The 17,532-nt window shown below is 64.1% G+C and carries 11 protein-coding genes; 3 read left to right on the top strand and 8 right to left on the bottom strand.

Translation table 11 applies throughout. The features are described from left to right. Positions 1-35: 35 nt before the first annotated feature. On the bottom strand, positions 36-1,613 hold the full coding sequence (locus LOY45_RS12315; protein WP_258579207.1) for a class I adenylate-forming enzyme family protein: 1,578 nt from the start codon (positions 1,611-1,613) through the stop codon (positions 36-38). Further along, positions 1,600-3,198, bottom strand: coding sequence for a phosphopantetheine-binding protein (locus LOY45_RS12310; RefSeq protein WP_115086471.1), 1,599 nt, complete (start codon positions 3,196-3,198; stop codon positions 1,600-1,602). Before LOY45_RS12310 ends, LOY45_RS12315 begins: the two co-directional genes overlap by 14 nt. Positions 3,199-3,650: 452 nt before the next feature. On the opposite strand from LOY45_RS12310, the gene ccoN reads away from it, so the two are divergent. Both ccoN and LOY45_RS12300 read left to right on the top strand, forming a co-directional pair. Then, entirely contained in the window at positions 3,651-5,078 is a 1,428-nt protein-coding gene (gene ccoN, locus LOY45_RS12305; RefSeq protein WP_115086470.1) for a cytochrome-c oxidase, cbb3-type subunit I, read from the top strand. Between the two features lie 11 nt (positions 5,079-5,089). Then, positions 5,090-5,302, top strand: a complete 213-nt coding sequence (locus LOY45_RS12300; protein ID WP_233673448.1) for a cbb3-type cytochrome c oxidase subunit 3 — start codon at positions 5,090-5,092, stop codon at positions 5,300-5,302. A 118-nt stretch (positions 5,303-5,420) separates the two neighbouring features. Here the strand turns inward: LOY45_RS12300 and LOY45_RS12295 are convergent, their stop codons facing one another. Next, complete coding sequence (locus LOY45_RS12295; protein WP_134062482.1) at positions 5,421-7,931, bottom strand: UvrD-helicase domain-containing protein; 2,511 nt, start codon at positions 7,929-7,931, stop codon at positions 5,421-5,423. A gap of 189 nt (positions 7,932-8,120) precedes the next feature. Here LOY45_RS12295 and LOY45_RS12290 point away from each other — a divergent pair, with 189 nt between their 5' ends. Beyond that, positions 8,121-8,819, top strand: a complete 699-nt coding sequence (locus LOY45_RS12290; protein WP_115086468.1) for a pirin family protein — start codon at positions 8,121-8,123, stop codon at positions 8,817-8,819. Positions 8,820-8,929: 110 nt separating this feature from the next. Here LOY45_RS12290 and pgm read toward each other — a convergent pair whose 3' ends face one another. From pgm to LOY45_RS12265, 5 genes are all read right to left on the bottom strand, one after another. Further along, entirely contained in the window at positions 8,930-10,567 is a 1,638-nt protein-coding gene (pgm, locus tag LOY45_RS12285) for a phosphoglucomutase (alpha-D-glucose-1,6-bisphosphate-dependent) (RefSeq protein ID WP_115086467.1), read from the bottom strand. A 95-nt stretch (positions 10,568-10,662) separates the two neighbouring features. After that, a complete protein-coding gene (locus LOY45_RS12280; RefSeq protein ID WP_258579206.1) occupies positions 10,663-12,924 on the bottom strand; it encodes an ATP-dependent DNA helicase in 2,262 nt (753 codons plus the stop codon). Continuing rightward, positions 12,921-14,564, bottom strand: a complete 1,644-nt coding sequence (locus tag LOY45_RS12275; RefSeq protein WP_276543182.1) for a VRR-NUC domain-containing protein — start codon at positions 14,562-14,564, stop codon at positions 12,921-12,923. Before LOY45_RS12275 ends, LOY45_RS12280 begins: the two co-directional genes overlap by 4 nt. A gap of 84 nt (positions 14,565-14,648) precedes the next feature. Next, complete coding sequence (locus LOY45_RS12270; protein ID WP_115086465.1) at positions 14,649-16,052, bottom strand: aminotransferase-like domain-containing protein; 1,404 nt, start codon at positions 16,050-16,052, stop codon at positions 14,649-14,651. Then, positions 16,052-17,521 (bottom strand): hypothetical protein, encoded by a 1,470-nt coding sequence (locus LOY45_RS12265; RefSeq protein ID WP_233673452.1) that lies wholly within the window; start codon positions 17,519-17,521, stop codon positions 16,052-16,054. Before LOY45_RS12265 ends, LOY45_RS12270 begins: the two co-directional genes overlap by 1 nt. Between the last annotated feature and the right edge of the window lie 11 nt (positions 17,522-17,532).

The following is a 17,532-nucleotide window of genomic DNA, read 5'->3' as shown; positions in this document are numbered from 1 at the left end:
TCCTGTATGACTGAATCACCCATGAAAGGCGCCGCTCAACCGGCCAGGGCCAGTTGCGCAGCGCGCGCCGTCTGCTGCAGTTGCCGCAGGTCGAACTTGCCGTTGGCGGTGCGCGGCAAATTGCCTTCAACGCTGATCGACAGGGGTACCTTGTGTGGCTCAAGGCCCTGTCGGCAACGTTCGAGCAACTGTTCCACGCTCAGGGTCACACCTTGGCCCAAGGTCACGAATGCCCATAGCCCCTCGCCGACCGATGCATGTTCGATACCGACCACAGCCGCCGCTTCGACGCCATCGATGGCGTAGAGGAAGCTCTCGACCTCGCTGGGGCTGACCTTCATCCCGCGCGACTTGATCACATGGTCCATGCGCCCCTGGAAGTACAGGTAGCCATCCTGATCGAGGCTGCAATAGTCGCCGGTGTAGAGCACGCTTTCCCCCGGGTACGGGCCTGGCTTGAGCTTCTGCGCCGTGGCCTGGGGGTTGCGCCAGTAACCGGCCATGACCGTGGCGCCGCGAATCACCAGCTGGCCGACCTGGTGGGGCTGATTGATGCGCCTGCCCTCGTCGTCCACCAGCCACAGTTCGGTGTTGGGGATGGCGATGCCGACACTGCCGGGCTTGTCGTCGATGTCTTCCGGTGGCAGGTAGGTGCAGCGCTTGCACTCGGTCAGGCCGTACATCGAGAAGATCAGCGCCTGGGGGAACAGGCCCTTCATCTGCGCGATGTGGGTCGGCTTCAATGCCGCGCCGGTGTTGGTCACCATGCGCACCTGGGGGAAGGTCGCCTCGCGCTTGTGCGCATACTCGTGCAGGAGCATGAGCATGGTCGGCACGAACGGGATCACGGTGATCTGGTACTGGCGAATCTTCTTGATCAGGAAGATTGGCCAGGTGAACTCCTTCTCCAGCACCAGGGTGGCACCGGTGCTCAGGGCCATGATCATCTGATAAAGGCCGTAGTCGAACGACAGCGGCAGCGAGCACAGCACATTGTCGCTGGCCTGGTAACCCAGGTAGGTGTGCAGCGAATTGAGCGCCGCGAGCATGTTGCGGTGGGTGAGCATCACGCCCTTGGGCGCGCCGGTGGAGCCGGAGGTATAGATGATCGCCGCCAGGTCCAGGTCGAGGTTGCCACACGGCAGCGGCACACCGGCGCCCTGCCCTAGCAGGCTTTCGACCGTGAGGGTATCGGGTGAGTCGGCTTCGCCGTCGAGCAGCACGATGGCTTTGAGGTAACTCAGCTCGGCGGTGCAGGCGGGCAGGCTGGCGAATTTCTCCGAGGTGGTGATCAGCACCGAGGCTTCGGCATCGCGAATGATGTAATCGAGGCTGTCGGCCGGCGTTTCCAGGCCGACGTTGACCATCACCCCGCCAGCCCTGAGCACACCCCAGAAGGCACAGACGGTTTCTACCCGGTTGCCCAGGCACACCACCACCCGCTCCTGGCGTTGCAGGCCATTGACCTGCAGGCCGGCGGCCAGGCGCCCACTGGCTTCGTCAAGCTGCGCATAGGTATAGGTTTCATCGGCGTAGATGACCGCCGCCTTGTCCGGGTGCAAGCCGTTGGGGCCGTCCAGCACGTGCTGCAAAAGGACGTCAGACGCCTTCATGCTGCACCTCGAGACGTGCCCGACGCACAGCCGCCGGTTGACGATGGGCATCGATATAACCGGCCAGGGTCGCCACGGTATTGAAGTGGCCCGGAGCGATGGTGTCGGGGTTGACGAAGAAGCCTTCGATGTCGTCTTCGAGGTTGACCAGCAGCTCCATGGAGGTCAGCGAGTCCAGGCCCAGGTCATCGCGCAGGTGCGAATCGGCACTGATCACGGTGTTCTCCGGCAGCTTGAGCACCACCCGCAGGATCTCGCCGAGCTGGCGCTGGGTGGCGGCCTGGGCGATCGGCGTTGGTTCGGCAACCGCCGGTGCGCCAGCGAGCATGGCCGCCAGCGGCACGTCGGCATGGCTGTCGCGGATGTCCAGGGCGGTTTGCCTGGCGCGGGCGAGGAACAACTGACCGTTGCTGACGATCACCTCGGCCGGGTGGCCATGGCTGTGGAACAGGGTTGGCGAGGCAGACGGGCCGTAGGCGCCGGAGGCGGTGACGGCGAGGATGTCGCCTTCGTGCAGGGTTTCGATCTGCAGGTCACGGGCCAGCAGGTCGTCGGGACTACAGAGCGGCCCGGAGATATGGTACTCGCGCAGCGGTGCGCCGGTGCTGCCGGTGGCATGCACAATGCGGAAGTTGCGCTTGAGCACCTGGCCACTGCCTGCGGCGGCACCATGGCAGTTGGTGCCGCCATCGGTGACGGCAAAGGTCTTGCCGTGGTTTTCCTTGATGTTGTCGACCGTCACCAGCATGGCGCCGCACTTGCCGGCGACGAAGCGCCCGGATTCGACAATGATGCGGGTCTGCGGGAACTGCTGGTTGAAGGCTTCGAACAGCGGCGCCAGCAGTTGCTTGAGCTGGCGGGTGTCAAGCTCGCTCTCGTTCTCGTAGTACTTGATGCCCAGGCCGCCACCGACATCGACCATGGTCATGTCCAGGTTGTAGCGCCGGGTCAGGCTGCGGTACAGCCCAAGGATGTACTTGGCGTTGTCGTATACCGACTGGGCGTCGAGGATCTTGGTGCCGTTATAGACGTGGATGCCCTTGATCTTCAGGTTCGCCAGGGCGGCGTAGTCGCCGAAGTTGGCCACTGCGGTGTCTTCTTCGATACCGAAGTGGGTCGGCCGCCCGCCCATCTTCCACGGCGAGCCGGAGGCGGAGAAGTTCGGGTTGATGCGGATTGCCACCGGCGCCACGCAGTTCAGTTCGCCCGCCAGGGCCGAGAGTTTACGCAGTTCGGTCTCGGACTCGACGACGATGGCAAACACCCCGACTTCCAGGGCTCGCCGATGTTCTTCGGGCTTCTTGTAAGGGCCGAGGAAAATGATGTCCTGGGGATCGACGCCGGCCTTGAGGGCAATTTCCAGTTCGCCCAGCGAACACACTTCGGTGTTACCGCCATAAGAGCGGATCAGTTTCACCAGGGACAGGTTCGGGTTGACCTTCAGTGCATAGAAGATGTCCACGCAGTCCGGCAATGCATCGCGCAACTCGTTGAAACTGCTGCGCAGCACGGCTTCATCGTAGAGGTAGGTCGGTGTCCCGAACGTCGCTTTTGCCTGGAGGACCAGTTCCTTGGAAAGCTTCATCTGTTGCTCCCTTCGTTCTTATAGTGTGCCGCCGCTGCGCGCGTACCCCGTCCCGGCTTGAGAGCACCGTCACGGGGGGCGTATAGCGGGATGGCGTCAAGGTTGGTTGCGCACCACTGCCGGGCTCGTGCTGTCGCCCGGCACAAAACTTTGCGCGCAAAGTTTGTGAAATTCTGCGGCCGCGTTTAAGGTGATGTCAAGATAATTCCACGGGGTTTTGTGTGCGACACAGCGACACGCTTTTGCCGGCACGATCAATGCAGAACAGAGGTAAATCGCCACACCATGCCCATAACAGGTGCTGTATCAGCCAATGAATACGGGGGTTTAATCTGATCCGGTGTTAACGCTGGTTTCTGAGTCTGTTTTGTATGCCGGCAGCTTCCTAGAGTCTGCGCCTGTGCCCCTGCCCCACGGCAGGGCGAGCCATACAGGAACTGTGGAAACTAGCCATGAGCACACATCAACAGGCGCAGGCCTATAACTACAAGGTGGTCCGGCAATTCGTCATCATGACGGTGGTCTGGGGTATCGTCGGCATGGCCATGGGCGTCTGGATCGCCTCGCAACTGGTCTGGCCCGAGCTTAACCTCGACCTGCCGTGGACCTCGTTCGGTCGCCTGCGCCCCTTGCACACCAGCCTGGTGATCTTCGGCTTTGCCGGTAGCGCGCAATTTGCCGCCAGCTATTACGCCGTGCAGCGTACCTGCCAGGTGCGGCTGTTCAGCGACAAGCTCGCCGCCTTCACCTTCTGGGGCTGGCAGGCGACCATCGTGATCATGCTGGTGAGCCTGCCCCTGGGCTTGACCACCACCAAGGAATACGCCGAGATCGAATTTACCGGCGCGGTGTGGATGGCCATCGTCTGGGTCGCCTATGGGATCGTCTTCTTCGCCACCCTGATGCGCCGCAAGGCCAAGCATATCTACGTCGGCAACTGGTTCTTCGGTGCCTTCATCGTGGTGATCGCCATGCTTCACGTGGTCAACCACCTGTCTATTCCGGTGAGCTGGTTCAAGTCGTACCCGGTGTACTCCGGTGCCACTGACGCCATGGTGCAATGGTGGTACGGCCACAACGCCGTGGGCTTCTTCCTGACCACGGGTTTCCTGGGGATGATGTACTACTTCGTGCCCAAGCAAGTGGGCCGGCCGGTGTACAGCTATCGCCTGTCGATCGTGCACTTCTGGGCGCTGATCACCCTGTACATCTGGGCCGGCCCGCACCACCTGCACTACACCGCCCTGCCCGACTGGGCACAATCGCTGGGCATGGCCATGTCGCTGATCCTCCTGGCGCCAAGCTGGGGCGGCATGATCAACGGCATGATGACCCTCTCCGGCGCCTGGCATAAGCTGCGCAGCGACCCGATCCTGCGCTTTCTGGTGCTGTCGCTGGCGTTCTACGGCATGTCGACCTTCGAAGGGCCGATGATGGCGATCAAGACCGTCAACGCCCTGTCGCACTACACCGACTGGACCATCGGCCACGTGCATGCCGGTGCCCTGGGCTGGGTGGCGATGATCACCTTCGGCTCGCTGTACCACATGATCCCGAAAGTGTTTGGCCGCGAGCAGATGTACAGCGTCGGCCTGATCAACCTGCACTTCTGGCTGGCGACCATCGGCACCGTGCTGTACATCGCCTCGATGTGGGTCAACGGCATCGCCCAGGGCCTGATGTGGCGCGCCACCAACGACGACGGCACCCTCACCTACTCGTTCGTCGAAGCACTGGTGGCCAGCCATCCGGGCTTTATCGTGCGCTTTGTCGGTGGCGTGTGCTTCTTGAGCGGCATGCTGCTGATGGCCTATAACACCTGGCGCACCGTGCGGGTGGCCGATGAAAGACTGGCGCTGAACAACGCCAGCCTGGCCTAGGAGGCACGGACATGGATGACTGGTTGTATGCGCTTTACTGCCTGAGCGGCGTACTGTTCTTCTACCTGGTCACCAGCGCCTGCCTGCAGCGGCACACCGGCGAAGTGGACGATCAGGCCAGCCTGATCCCCTTCGCCGACGACCCGGCAGTAGCGCGTCGCGTCGAGGCCGCCACCGGCAAGCCGGTGCCGGCGGTGGCGCCGGATGCGGCACTGAAGGCCTGATTCACGCCTCATCGCTGGCAAGCCAGCTCCCACATTGGATCTGTGTCTGCACAACCTGTGGGAGCTGGCCTTGCCAGCGATCGAGCGCGCAGCGGTCGTAATCCAGGCAGCGCCGGAATCAGCTGCTGGCCATTTCCCGCCCATCCTCGAAGAACACCTTGCGCCCATCCACCTGGCTCGACGCCCGTGGCAGGTTGGCCGCCTCTGCCGTCGGCTTCTCGACATACCAGTAACAATGCTTCGCCGCCCGGGTAATGGCGACGTAAGCCAGACGCAACACTTCATCCTTCTGCGCGTTGTCGAACGCCTGGGCATCGCCGTTGCGGCCTAGACCTGCCTGGCGATACACCTGGTTCTTGTAGGGTGAGTTGGTCAGGTGCTGACAATCGCCGAGCATGAACACCGCATCGGCCTGTAGCCCCTTGGCGCTGTGATAAGTCAGCTGGCGCAGGCGCCGTTGTGCCGCCGGCAACCCGGCCTCGTGGTTGACCAATGCCTGCAAATGGTCGGCAATCGCCGCCTTGTCGCTGCTCTTGCGGTACAGCAGCATCACCGACTCGCCGTTGCGGTAGTGCTCAAGCAGGGTCTCGGCGAGACTGGCCTCGTCGCGCTCGAGCACCTTGACCGGCAGCGGTGTCTCGGCCGCCGGGCCACAGGCCCTGGCCTTCTTGCCGCTGATGGCCGGCGCCGACTTCACGATGTGCTCGGCGGCATCGATGATGTGCTGGTGGCTGCGGTAGTTGTCGGCGAGCATCACCCGGGTGCTGCTCGGTGCCGGGAATTCCTTGGCGAATTCCATGAAGTACTTGGGCGAACTGCCGCGCCAGCCGTAGATCGACTGCCAGTCGTCGCCCACGCACAGCAACGATGAATGCTGCGCCACCCGCCCGACCTGCATGGCCGGGCCACGGCGGCGGATCTCGCGCAGGCAGGCGCGCAGCCAGGAAACGATCTGCGGTGATACATCCTGGAACTCGTCGATCATCAGGTGCGCGAGCGGGCGCAGCAGCGGGTCGGGCAACAGCTGCAGGTTCTCCGGATTGTTTTCGCCGAACAGGGCGAACATGCGGTTGTAGCTCATGATCGGTGGCGACTGGCCCAGCAGGTGCGCTTCCAGGGCTTTCCAGTACAGGCCCAGGGCTTCGAAGAACAGCGCATCGCTGTCACCCGCCGGGAAGCTCATGGCGCCGACCGCCTTGTTGACCTCAAGCCCGAGGTTCTCGATAAAGCCGGCGGCGCCGACAAAGGCATCCAGCAGCGGCGCGGCGGCCAGCTCGCCCTTGACCTTGTAATCGAAGCCGGGGCCGGCCACGGCATCCCCCGCCAGGGAGGAAGTCAGGCGCTTGGCAGCGGAGTAATTTTCTAGCCAAATCACAGGCTTATCGCAGAAAGCTTGAAACAGGGTGCGCTTTATCACCCACTCCGCCCACACCGGCAGCTTGGCCCCTGGGCGCTTGTATTGCTGGTTTTCCTTGGGGTCGAAGCCGAGCACCACGTACGCGTCCAGCTCGGCGATATGGCCGTGGAAGTGAAAACGGCTGCCGTTGATCTCGACCGTTTCGCGGCTCGGCTCGATGCCCTTGATCGGCCAGGCGCCCGCGGCAAACCACAGGTCTTCGATCGTGTCGCAGAGCTCTTCGTCGCGGCTGGCAGACAGCTGGGTCACCGCCACGCGTTTTTGCACGTCGGGGTGATCGCGGTCCAGCGCCTTAAGCTGCAGGGCTTCGCGGCGCAGGCTGGCAATCAGCTCGGCAAAGCGCGGGCTGCTGCCCAGCAGGTCGCGGTAGCAGAGGTTGAGCTGTTGGCGCTGGGCGTCGTTGATGCGCAGGTCGAACGGGTTGCTCTCGGCGTTGGCTTCACTGCCGCCGGGCATTTCGCTGCCCAGGGTCTCGAACGCGCGCACCTGGCTGAAACCCGGCAGGCTGCGCACCAGCGGCAGGATGCGTGAATGGAAGGTGCGCACCAGTTCGCGGGCCTGAACCTGGCTGAGGTCGAGCTGCCACAAGGCAAACACCTGCAGCAGGCGGCTGATGAAGTCCTTGCGCGATTCGCGGGTGAAGGTCACCACGGTCATGGCGTCCAGCTCGTAGCCCAGGTAATGGCGCAGCAACAGGATGCGCAGCACCAGCGAGGTGGACTTGCCGGCACCGGCACCGGCGATCACGCAGGTCGACGGCGTGTCGCTGAAGATCATCTTCCACTGCGCCGCGCTTGGCTGGGCATGGGCCGGCAGGCGCTGGGCGACGTCGGCCTTGAAACGCTTTTTGAGCTCGGCGCTCAGCGGCAGGCGCCAGTCGTCGAACAGGGCGTCGTCCAGCCCGGGAACGCCATGGCCGTCGGGGCGAGTGTCGCGGATCACCAGGACCTGGCGCCCGGCCTCGTAGCCGTCGATCCGTCCTTCTTCGTAGCCTTCGCGCAGGCCATCGGCGTGACCGGTGCGCTGACCGCTGGCATGGCCCTGGAACCAGGAATCGCGATGCTGCGCCTGCAAGCGGCTCAGGCTGCGCCCGAGCAGGCGCGCGGTGAGGCGACGCAGCCACGGCAACTGCGCAGGCGCAATCAACTCCAGGGGTAGCTTGGGACGCTCTTCAGACACACCGACTCCAACAGAATAAAAACCAGCGGCCATGTTCGCTCCATCGGGCAAAAATCACCAGCCGATTGCTTGCAGATCAGTGAATTAGGCGATGAAGCGCACAAATCACCGTAGCTCTATATATCGACAAATCTGATGATAATCAGCCGAAATTTACGCTTATTTTCGATCATTGTTTGATGGATCATCTGCCCCATCCACTCCCTTTCGAGGACAGCCAACATGCTGCAACTGCGCCCGTTCAAGAGCCTTGGCCATGCCAACCATGGTTGGCTCGACGCCCATCACCACTTCTCGTTCGCCGAATACCACAACCCGGCGCGCATGCACTGGGGCAACCTGCGGGTCTGGAACGACGACCTGATCGCCGCCGGCAGTGGCTTCCCGCCGCACCCGCACCGCGACATGGAAATCATCACCTATGTGCGTGAAGGCGCCATCAGCCACCAGGACAACCTTGGCAACAAGGGCCGTACCGAGGCCGGTGACGTGCAAGTGATGAGTGCCGGTACCGGCATCACCCACAGCGAGTACAACCTGGAGAAGGTCGATACGCGGATTTTCCAGATCTGGATCATCCCTGAGCGCGTTGGCCAGCCGCCGTCCTGGGGTACCCGGCCGTTCCCCAAGGGCGAGCGCGGCGAAGGCTTCGTGACCCTGGCCAGTGGCCGTGAGGGCGATGAGCAGGCCTTGCAGATCCGCGCCGATGCTCGTCTGCTGGCGGCGACCTTGCAGGCTGGGGAGACCGCCGAATACCGCTTCGAGGCGGGGCGCCGTGGCTATCTGGTGCCGGCCAAGGGCCTGGTTGAAGTCAACGGTGTGCGCGCCGAAGCCCGTGACGGCGTGGCGATCGAGGATGAGCAGGTGCTCAGGGTGATGGCGGTGCAGGACAGTGAGATCGTACTGGTCGATGTAGCCTAGGGCCGCTATGCGGCCCATCGCTGGCAAGACCAGCTCCCACAGGTCAGGTGATATCTCTCAGATATTTACAACACCTGTGGGAGCTGGCTTGCCAGCGATGCTGTTAGCGGTCAGGCAATCGCCGCATCCACCAGTTCCTGGGCTTCAGCCACCAGGCGCTGCAGATGCGCTTCATCGATGAAGCTCTCGGCGTAGATCTTGTAGATGTCCTCGGTACCCGACGGCCGCGCGGCGAACCAGCCGTTGGCGGTCATCACCTTGAGGCCGCCAATGGCCTGGTTGTTGCCCGGTGCATGGCTGAGAATCTGCTCGATCGGCTCGCCGGCCAGCATCGTCGACTTGACCTGCTCGGGCGCCAGCTTGCTCAGCAGGGCCTTTTGCTGCGGGTTGGCCTTGGCCTCGACGCGGGTGGCGAACGGCTCACCCAGCTTGGCGGTGAGCTCGGCGTAGGCCTGGCTCGGGTCGCGGCCGGTACGGGCGGTGATTTCTGCCGCCAGCAGCGCCGGGATCAGGCCGTCCTTGTCGGTGGTCCAGACGCTGCCGTCCTTGCGCAGGAACGAGGCACCGGCACTCTCCTCGCCACCAAAGCCGAGGGAGCCATCGAACAGGCCGTCGGCGAAGAACTTGAAGCCCACCGGCACCTCAAACAGGCGACGCCCCAGACGCGCGGTGACGCGGTCAATCAGGCCGCTGCTGACCACAGTCTTGCCCACTGCGGCGTCGTTGCGCCACTGCGGACGGTGCTGGAACAGGTAGTCGATGGCCACCGCCAGGTAGTTGTTCGGGGCCAGCAGGCCGTTCTGGGTAACGATGCCGTGGCGGTCGTGGTCCGGGTCGCAGGCGAAGGCCACGTCGAAGCGCTCGCGCAGGCCGATCAGGCCCTGCATGGCATACGGCGAAGACGGGTCCATGCGGATCTGTCCGTCCCAGTCGACGCACATGAAGCGGAAGGTCGGATCGACCTCGGTGTTGACCACTTCCAGGTTCAGCTTGTAGTGCTCGGCAATCGCCGACCAGTAGCGCACCCCTGCCCCACCCAGCGGGTCGACGCCCAGGCGCAGGTTGGCGCTGCGGATCACGTCGAAATCGATGACGTTTTCCAGATCGGCGACATAGCTGGCGACATAGTCATGACGATGGGTGGTGCTGGCTGCCAGCGCCTGTTCATGGGAGATGCGCTTGACGCCTTCCAGCCCCGCGGCCAGAAGGTCGTTGGCCTTGGCCTCGATCCACTTGGTGACATCGCTGTCGGCCGGGCCGCCATTGGGCGGGTTGTACTTGAAGCCACCGCTTTGCGGCGGGTTGTGCGACGGGGTGATGACGATACCGTCGGCCAGGCCGCTGCTGCGGCCGCGGTTGTAACAGATGATGGCGTGGGACACCGCCGGGGTCGGGGTGTACTCGTCATCCTTGGACAGCATTACCTCGACGCCATTGGCGGCCAGCACCTGCAGGGCGCTGGCCGCTGCCGGGGTCGACAGCGCATGGGTGTCGGCGCCGATGAACAACGGGCCGTCGATACCCTTGGCCTGACGGTACAGGCAGATCGCCTGACTGATCGCCAGCACGTGGTTTTCGTTGAAGCTCAGGTCCAGGGAGCTGCCACGGTGCCCGGAGGTGCCGAACGCAACGCGCTGGGTTGCGACGCTGGCATCGGGCTGGCCGGTGTAATAGGCGGTCAACAGTTGCGGGATATCCACCAGCACGGAGGCTGGGGCCGGTTTGCCCGCCAAAGGACTGAGCTTCATGCAAAACCTCAAGAAAGGATGTTCAGGGTGATAAAAACACGCAGTTTACTGGCACTTTGACCAGCAAGCGACCGTGGCTATCCCCAAGGCCGCGATTATTTCTGCTGCGGCGCCCACCAGGCCGGAAACATGCGCTGTACCCGGGCTTCGGCGAAGCGGTCATCGATCAGCAGCACTGTGCCGCGGTCTTCGGTGCCACGGATCACCCGGCCCGCCGCCTGGATGACCTTCTGCACCCCGGGATACAGGTAGGTGTAGTCGAACCCGGCGCTGAACAGCCGGGCCATGCGCTGCTTGATCTGTTCATTGACCGGGTTGACCTGGGGCAGCCCGAGGGTGGCGACAAAGGCGCCGATCAGGCGCGTACCCGGCAAGTCGACGCCTTCGGCAAAGGCGCCGCCCAGCACGGCGAAACCGACGCCCTGGCCCTCGGGAGCAAAACGTTCGAGAAAGCCCTGGCGCTGCAACTCATCCATGCCTGGTGCCTGGCTCCATTGGCGGATGGCCGGATAACGCGCGGCCAACAGGGTCGAGACCTGCTGCAGGTATTCAAAACTGCTGAAAAACGCCAGGTAATTGCCCGGTGCGCGGCCATACTGCCCGGCAATCAGCTCGACGATCGGCGCCAGCGACGCTTCCCGGTGCCGGTAACGGGTCGAGACGCTGCTAATCACCTGCACCTGCAATTGCTCGGCGGCAAAGGGTGAGGCGACCTCGAGCCAGGCGCAGTCGGGCGGCATGCCGAGGAGGTCGGCGTAGTAGTGGCGCGGACTGAGGGTGGCGGAAAACAGCGTGGCACTGCGCGCCGCCGCCAGTCGCGGGCCGATCAGCGCTGCGGGCACCACATTGCGCAGGCACAGGGTCGACAAGGCGCGTTTGCCCGGGCCCGGGCGCTTGCTGATATCGAACAGAAAGTGTGTGTCGAACAACTCGCTGACGCGGGTGAACTGCAGCGCCTGAAAGAAGAACTGCAACACCGCCGGATCAATACCGCTCGGCATCTGGTTGAGTTGCTCCTGGATCACCCCGACGCACTGCTGCAAGGCTTTGAGCAAGGCTTCAGGCAGGCCGTCGACCACTCGGTAAGGCGCCAGCTGTTCCTTGTGCAGGGCATTCCATTGACGGTTGAGGCGGTCCAGGGCGTTGCTCAGCCCCGCGGGTTTCAGTTTGCGCAGGGCCAGCAACTGGCCTTGGTCGAGGCTGGCGCTGTACATCTGTCGGGCCCGCTCGACCAGGTTGTGCGCCTCGTCCACCAACAGCGCCAGGCGCCACTGGTTGACCTGCGCCAGGCCGAACAGCAAGGCGCTCTGGTCGAAGTAGTAGTTGTAGTCGGCCACCAGCACGTCGACCCAACGAGCCATCTCCTGGCCCAGGTAATACGGGCAGACCTGATGGGCCAGGGCCACCTCGCGCAGGGCCGCTTTGTCCAGCACCGCCACGGCGTGCGCCGCCTGGCGCGCCGCTGGCAGGCGGTCGTAAAAGCCCTTGGCCAGCGGACAGGCATCGCCATGACAGGCGGTACCGGGGTATTCACAGGCTTTGTCGCGCGCCACCAGTTCCAGGCTGCGCAGCGCGGGCTGGGTGCCGCTGGCCATCACCTGCTGCAGCGCCTCCAGTGCCAGGGCGCGGCCGGGGGTCTTGGCGGTGAGGAAGAGAATCTTGTCCAGTTGCTGCGGGACCATGGCCTTGAGCAGCGGGAACAAGGTGCCGAGGGTCTTGCCGATGCCGGTGGTGGCCTGGGCCATCAGGCAACGGCCGGTGCTGACCGCCTTGTACACGGTTTCGGCCAGTTCGCGCTGTCCGTGGCGAAACTGCCCGTGGGGGAATGCCAGGGCCTGCAAGCCCTCATTGCGCAAGGCCTGGCGCTGCAACTGCTGCTCGGCCCAGTGCAGGAAGATCGCGCATTGGGCATTGAAAAACTGCTCGAGCTCCTGGGCGCTGCGCTGCTCCTCGACCAGGGTCTGTTCATCGCTGTCGACATTCAGGTAGACCAGCGCCAGGCGCAGCGCCGGCAACTGGCGCTGCTGGCACAGCAACCAGCCGTAAACCCGGGCCTGGGCCCAGTGCAGCTGGCGGTGGTTGTCGGGCTGGCGCGCCAGGTCGCCACGGTAGGTCTTGATTTCTTCGAGACGGTTGAGCCGCGGGTCGTAACCGTCGGCGCGGCCGCGCACCTGCAATGCCGCATACTGGCCTTCGAGACTGACTTCGGCCTCATAGCCCTGAGCGCGCCCAGCCACCACCCGACGGTGCCCGCTGATGCCCTCCTGGGCCGTGGGCGACGGGGTGAAACGCAGGTCGAGATCGCCGACCTTGGCGCTGAATTCGCACAGCGCCCGCACCGCCACACTGTAGCTCATGGCGCCCATTGCACGTGACAGACTTCCACCGGCAGGCCGTGCCCGGCGCAGAACTCGATCCAGCGCAGCTGGCTGTCCTGCAGGCGGTCGCCCGGGCCCTTGACCTCGATCATGCGGTAGCGCTGCTGCTCGGGCCAGAACTGGATCAGGTCGGGCATGCCCGAACGGTTGGCCTGGATGTCTTCGAGCAGGCGCTCGAAGCAGCTTTTCAGGTGCGCTGCTGGCAGGCAGGCCAGGGCTTGTTCAAGCAGCTCTTCGCTGAGCACCTGCCAATAAACGAAAGGCGACTGCAGCCCCTGCTTGCTGATGAAATGGCGGCGGATGGTCTGCCGGTAGCTGCCGTCGTCCAGTTGCCCCAGGCACCGGGCGAACAGTGCGCTGCGCCGGCCATGAAACTCGGCGTCATGCAGATCCTGCGGCGCGCTCTGGAACGGGTGGAAAAACGCGCCGGGCAACGGCGCGAATATCGCCTCCCAGCACAACAGGCCGAACAGGCTGTTGAACAGGCTGTTCTCGACATAATGCACCTGCCCGCCGCCCTGCCCCAGGTGCAACTGCACGGCCTGCTCGACACCCAGGGCGGCCAGTTCGGCCGGCAACTGCAGCTCGACCAGGCAGACCTGCGGCTTGGCTCGCCGTGGCTGCGGCGGTCCGCCCAGCTTGCGCTGCAAACGCGGCAACATCCGCGCCAGGGCCTGGACCTCAAGGCCATTGGCCGGTTGCCGGGCAATCTGTGAGGCCAGCTCGAACGCCGCCGACCACTGCTCGCTACGCTCCAGCACCCGCACATGACGGATGCGCGCCTGCGGATGCTGGCTACGCGGGTAGATGCGCAAGGCCAGTTGCCAGTCGGCCAGGCGCTCGCTGTGCTGGCCGAGCTGATACAGCAGCCGTGAGCGCCGGCGCAGCAACCAGGGGTTGTCGCTGTCCAGGCACTCGATGTGCTCGACCACCTGCTCAAGGGCCACGCCCTGCTCCAGCAACTCGGCGCACTGGTGCAAGGCCAGCGCCACATCGATATCGCTGCGCTTGCGCAAGGCCCGCGAGTCGTCGCTGAAGGCCACTTGTTCGTAGCGCAGCAAGCCAAGGTCGGCCAGCACGAACTCCGACCAGTCCTGGTACAGGTTGCCGAAAAACAGCAGGCGCAGGCGGTCGCACAAGGCCTGCAGGCGCAGTTCGATGATCGGTTCGGCGAAGCCCGGCAGCCATTCCTGCAACGGCCGCGGTTGCAGCTCAAGCGACTGCAACTGGGCCAGCAGTTCACCCTTGGCCGCCCGTGGCCGCTCGAGCTGGTCGGCAAAGCCGCTGGCCAGCTCGTCCTTGCGCAACAGCTGGAACAGCTGCTCAAGGCTCAGCGGGCTGTCATCGACCACCCAGCCCTCGGTCAGCAATGGCGCCAGCGCTGCCGGCGTCGAGCCGATTTCGGCGTAGTCGAGCTTGCTTGGGCGAAACAGCAGGCCCTTGCGCATCACCATGCGCACCAGCAAGGCCCGGGCGGCCTGCGGCTGCTGACGGAACCGGCTGATGAAGGTCTGCTCCTGATCGTCGAGCAGGTCGGCATAGCGCAGCTCGATCCAGTCGAGCACTTGCTGGAAGTTGTGCAGGTAATAGAACGGGTCGTCGACGGAATGGGCGATCACAGCAGGCTACGGGCAGAGGGCTGAAACACTGGTTATACATACAGATCGCTTTACTTGGCAAGCCTGCTCGCGACCGCTGATCGTTTAGGAGGCGCTCTGCATGCGCTGCAGTTCGTCGCTGAGCACACTCAGGCCATATTGCAGGTCACCCTGGGGCCCTGCCGGACAGCCCAGGCGCAGGTGCTGGCGGAAGTCGCCAGACAAACTGAACAGTTCCCCCGGAGCGATCACCAGGCCTTGTTGCAACAAGCGGTGGAACAATGGCCGGGTATCCACCGGTGCCCGCACCCGTGCCCAGATACAGGCGCCCCCGGCCGGCATCCGGAAATCGAGCTGGCTGCCCAGGTGCAGCTGCATTTGCCGGTACAGGTGGCTCAAACGCTCGTGCAGACGCTGGCGCAGTTGCTCCAGGTGCAGGTCGATGCGCCCCTTGTTGAACAAACGTGCCACCGCTTGCTGGCGCAATGGCGGCAGGCGAAAACCGCGCAGCAGGAAGTGCCGGTGCAGGGAGCCCTGCCATTGCCGGGACAGCAGATAGGCATACGGCGCCTCGGCACCGACACTGCGCTCCAGCGATGAAAACACCAGCAACCGCTGCGGGTCGACCAGCTCGCGCAGGTAGCCTGCAGCGGCTGGCCGATAGCACAGCTCGGCATCCAGGTCGTTCTCCAGCAGCCACACCCCATGCTGATCAAGCAGCCGTGCCACGGCCTGCCGATCGGCTTCGGGCATCAGGCTGCCGTGCGGCACGCTCAAGCGTGAAGCCAGCATGGCCAGACGCACCGGCTCGTCGCGCAACAGCCGGGCGAAACGCTCCAGGTCCAGCCCGCCCTCAGGCCCCAGGGGCAGCTCGATGACCCGTATGCGCGCGGCCTGGAACACTCGCAACAACCGCCAGGAACAGGGCGTGGTCACCAGTACCGCGCTGTTGTGCAGCTCCAGGGCCGCCAGGGTGGTTTCCAGCAGCGAGCGCACATCCAGCGCCAGGTAGACGTCCTCGGCACTCCAGTACAACTGCGCCGAACGGGTGTAACGTGCTGCCAGCGCGGTGCGCAGCTCCAGCTCGCCACAGGGCTGCGGCGCACCGGCCAGGCGCGGATATTGACGCAGCAATTGACGCTCGATGCCCAACAGAGCGGATTCAAGCGACTGCAAGGCTTGCGCCTGGCTGCCACTGAGCACCAGCATCCGCGGTGAGTTGCCATGCTGCTGCAGGTCCTGAAGCAAATCACCGCCACTGCGTGGCTGAATGTCCGAATTGGGCACTTTGGCGAAATAGCCCGACTTGGGCACCGGCTGCACCCGTCCTTCGTGCTCAAGCAACGAATAGGCGTACTGCACCGTGGAAATCGACACATCCAGGCGCTGGGCCAGGTCGCGCAACGACGGCAATCTGCTGTAGCTACCCGGTGCCATCTGCTCAATCAATTCGACCAGGTAGCGATACACCGCCCGATAGGCGAACTCGCCATTGTCCGAGGTTTTCATCAGCGCCAGCCAGGCTGCTCGGCCATGAGCCACGACCACGCCGTGGGCGGCAGGCGCAGGTGTCGCAGATCCGCCCCGCGGCCCTGGATTCGCGCCAGCAACGAGCGTGGCCGGGCACAGATTTGCGGCTCTCGCTGGTACAGCATCTGCAGCAGCGGCAGGCTCAGGCCGCTGATATCGACCATCCACTGCACCACAGGCTCGGGGGCCGGTAATTGCTGCAATGCCTTGTGCAGATAGGGCAAGGCCACCAGCATGCCCGGATGACAGCGGCGCAGAAAGATTTCCAGGCGCATGCCGCGGGAGACGAACGGCGCAAACAGCTGGCACACCAGCTGCGCTTCGCTCAGGCCATAGGCCTGCAAGGCAAATTCATCCGCCTGGGTGCGCCGCTGCTGCAACTGCTCGGCATTCTGCCAGCGCCCCAGCACGCGATTTTGCAGGGCCCGTGGCAGCCCCTTGCGCTGCATCTGCTGGCGCGCCTGACGCAGGTGGGCATCAACGCCCTCACGGTAGTCACTGTTTTCGATGAACTGCGCGTGCAGCCCGCGCAAATGTGCCAGCAACAGCGGGTTTGCCGTGCCCGAGCGGTCGCAGGCGAAGTACTGCTCGTCAAAGCGACAACCCAGAAAGCGGTTCAGGCGCTCGTCATGGGGGACCTCGGGGTCGTGTACCAGGTCATCGATGGTGATGAAACGCATCGCCGGCGCGCAGTAATCGCCGATCGGCGTTGAGCTGACGCCTTGCACCTGCCCGTACAACTGCTCAAGGTAGCGCCGGCGCAGTTCGCTCAGCCCTTCGCACAGCGAGGCGGCGCAGCTGTGAATTGGCCGGATGCTGAACAGGTCCTCCTCACGCAGGGCCCTGCGGCTCCAGGCCAGGTAACGCCTGCGCTCAGGCAGCGGCTGGGCACTGATGATCGCATCGACGCCGCCGCGCCAGCCCAGCGCTTGGCGGCACAGATCGGCCAGGCGCAGGTAGCCATGGCTGCCAAAGCCGGCGCGCGGCAATCCGGCCAGCAAGTGACCGAACAACAGCAGCTCGTGACGCTCGGCTTGTTGCTGGTTCGGCGAAGGGCTGTGACGGCTGTCGAAGGGCAGCAACTGCTGGTCATCGAGCATCAGCAGTTCAACCCGCGGATCATCATGCAGGAACAATGCGGAAAACCCGTATTCGAGGTTGCTCAGCGCCGTGGTGCTCATGCCGGGCTGGCGCACCACCGCGACACGCAGCTGAAAAGTGCCCGGCGTACGGGCGGCGATGCTCAGTTGTGCCGCCCGCAAGCAAGCCAGTGCATGGCTGGCGTTCTGGCTACCATCATGGGCGAACATCAACTTGAAACCGTTGATGCGTTCGATACCGCCGGCGGCGACTATCAAGCGCTGTATCAGCAACTGCAAGGACGCCTTTTGGGCTTGTGACAAGTGATCCAGCAAGCGTTGCAGGACTTGCTGATAAATGTATTGCATGGCTTGGTCGT

Origin of the sequence: Pseudomonas wadenswilerensis (assembly GCF_024749185.1) — a bacterium.
Lineage (GTDB): Bacteria > Pseudomonadota > Gammaproteobacteria > Pseudomonadales > Pseudomonadaceae > Aquipseudomonas > Aquipseudomonas wadenswilerensis.
The sequence above is the reverse complement of the archived record's forward strand: the minus strand, read 5'-3'. Positions and strand labels throughout refer to the sequence as shown.

Coding starts and splice junctions, on each gene's coding strand:
- LOY45_RS12290 (WP_115086468.1), top strand. CDS start 8,121: ATGCTGCAACTGCGCCCGTTCAAGAGCCTTGGCCATGCCAACCATGGT.
- LOY45_RS12280 (WP_258579206.1), bottom strand. CDS start 12,924: ATGAGCTACAGTGTGGCGGTGCGGGCGCTGTGCGAATTCAGCGCCAAG.
- pgm (WP_115086467.1), bottom strand. CDS start 10,567: ATGAAGCTCAGTCCTTTGGCGGGCAAACCGGCCCCAGCCTCCGTGCTG.
- ccoN (WP_115086470.1), top strand. CDS start 3,651: ATGAGCACACATCAACAGGCGCAGGCCTATAACTACAAGGTGGTCCGG.
- LOY45_RS12315 (WP_258579207.1), bottom strand. CDS start 1,613: ATGAAGGCGTCTGACGTCCTTTTGCAGCACGTGCTGGACGGCCCCAAC.
- LOY45_RS12270 (WP_115086465.1), bottom strand. CDS start 16,052: ATGAAAACCTCGGACAATGGCGAGTTCGCCTATCGGGCGGTGTATCGC.
- LOY45_RS12300 (WP_233673448.1), top strand. CDS start 5,090: ATGGATGACTGGTTGTATGCGCTTTACTGCCTGAGCGGCGTACTGTTC.
- LOY45_RS12265 (WP_233673452.1), bottom strand. CDS start 17,521: ATGCAATACATTTATCAGCAAGTCCTGCAACGCTTGCTGGATCACTTG.
- LOY45_RS12310 (WP_115086471.1), bottom strand. CDS start 3,198: ATGAAGCTTTCCAAGGAACTGGTCCTCCAGGCAAAAGCGACGTTCGGG.
- LOY45_RS12295 (WP_134062482.1), bottom strand. CDS start 7,931: ATGGCCGCTGGTTTTTATTCTGTTGGAGTCGGTGTGTCTGAAGAGCGT.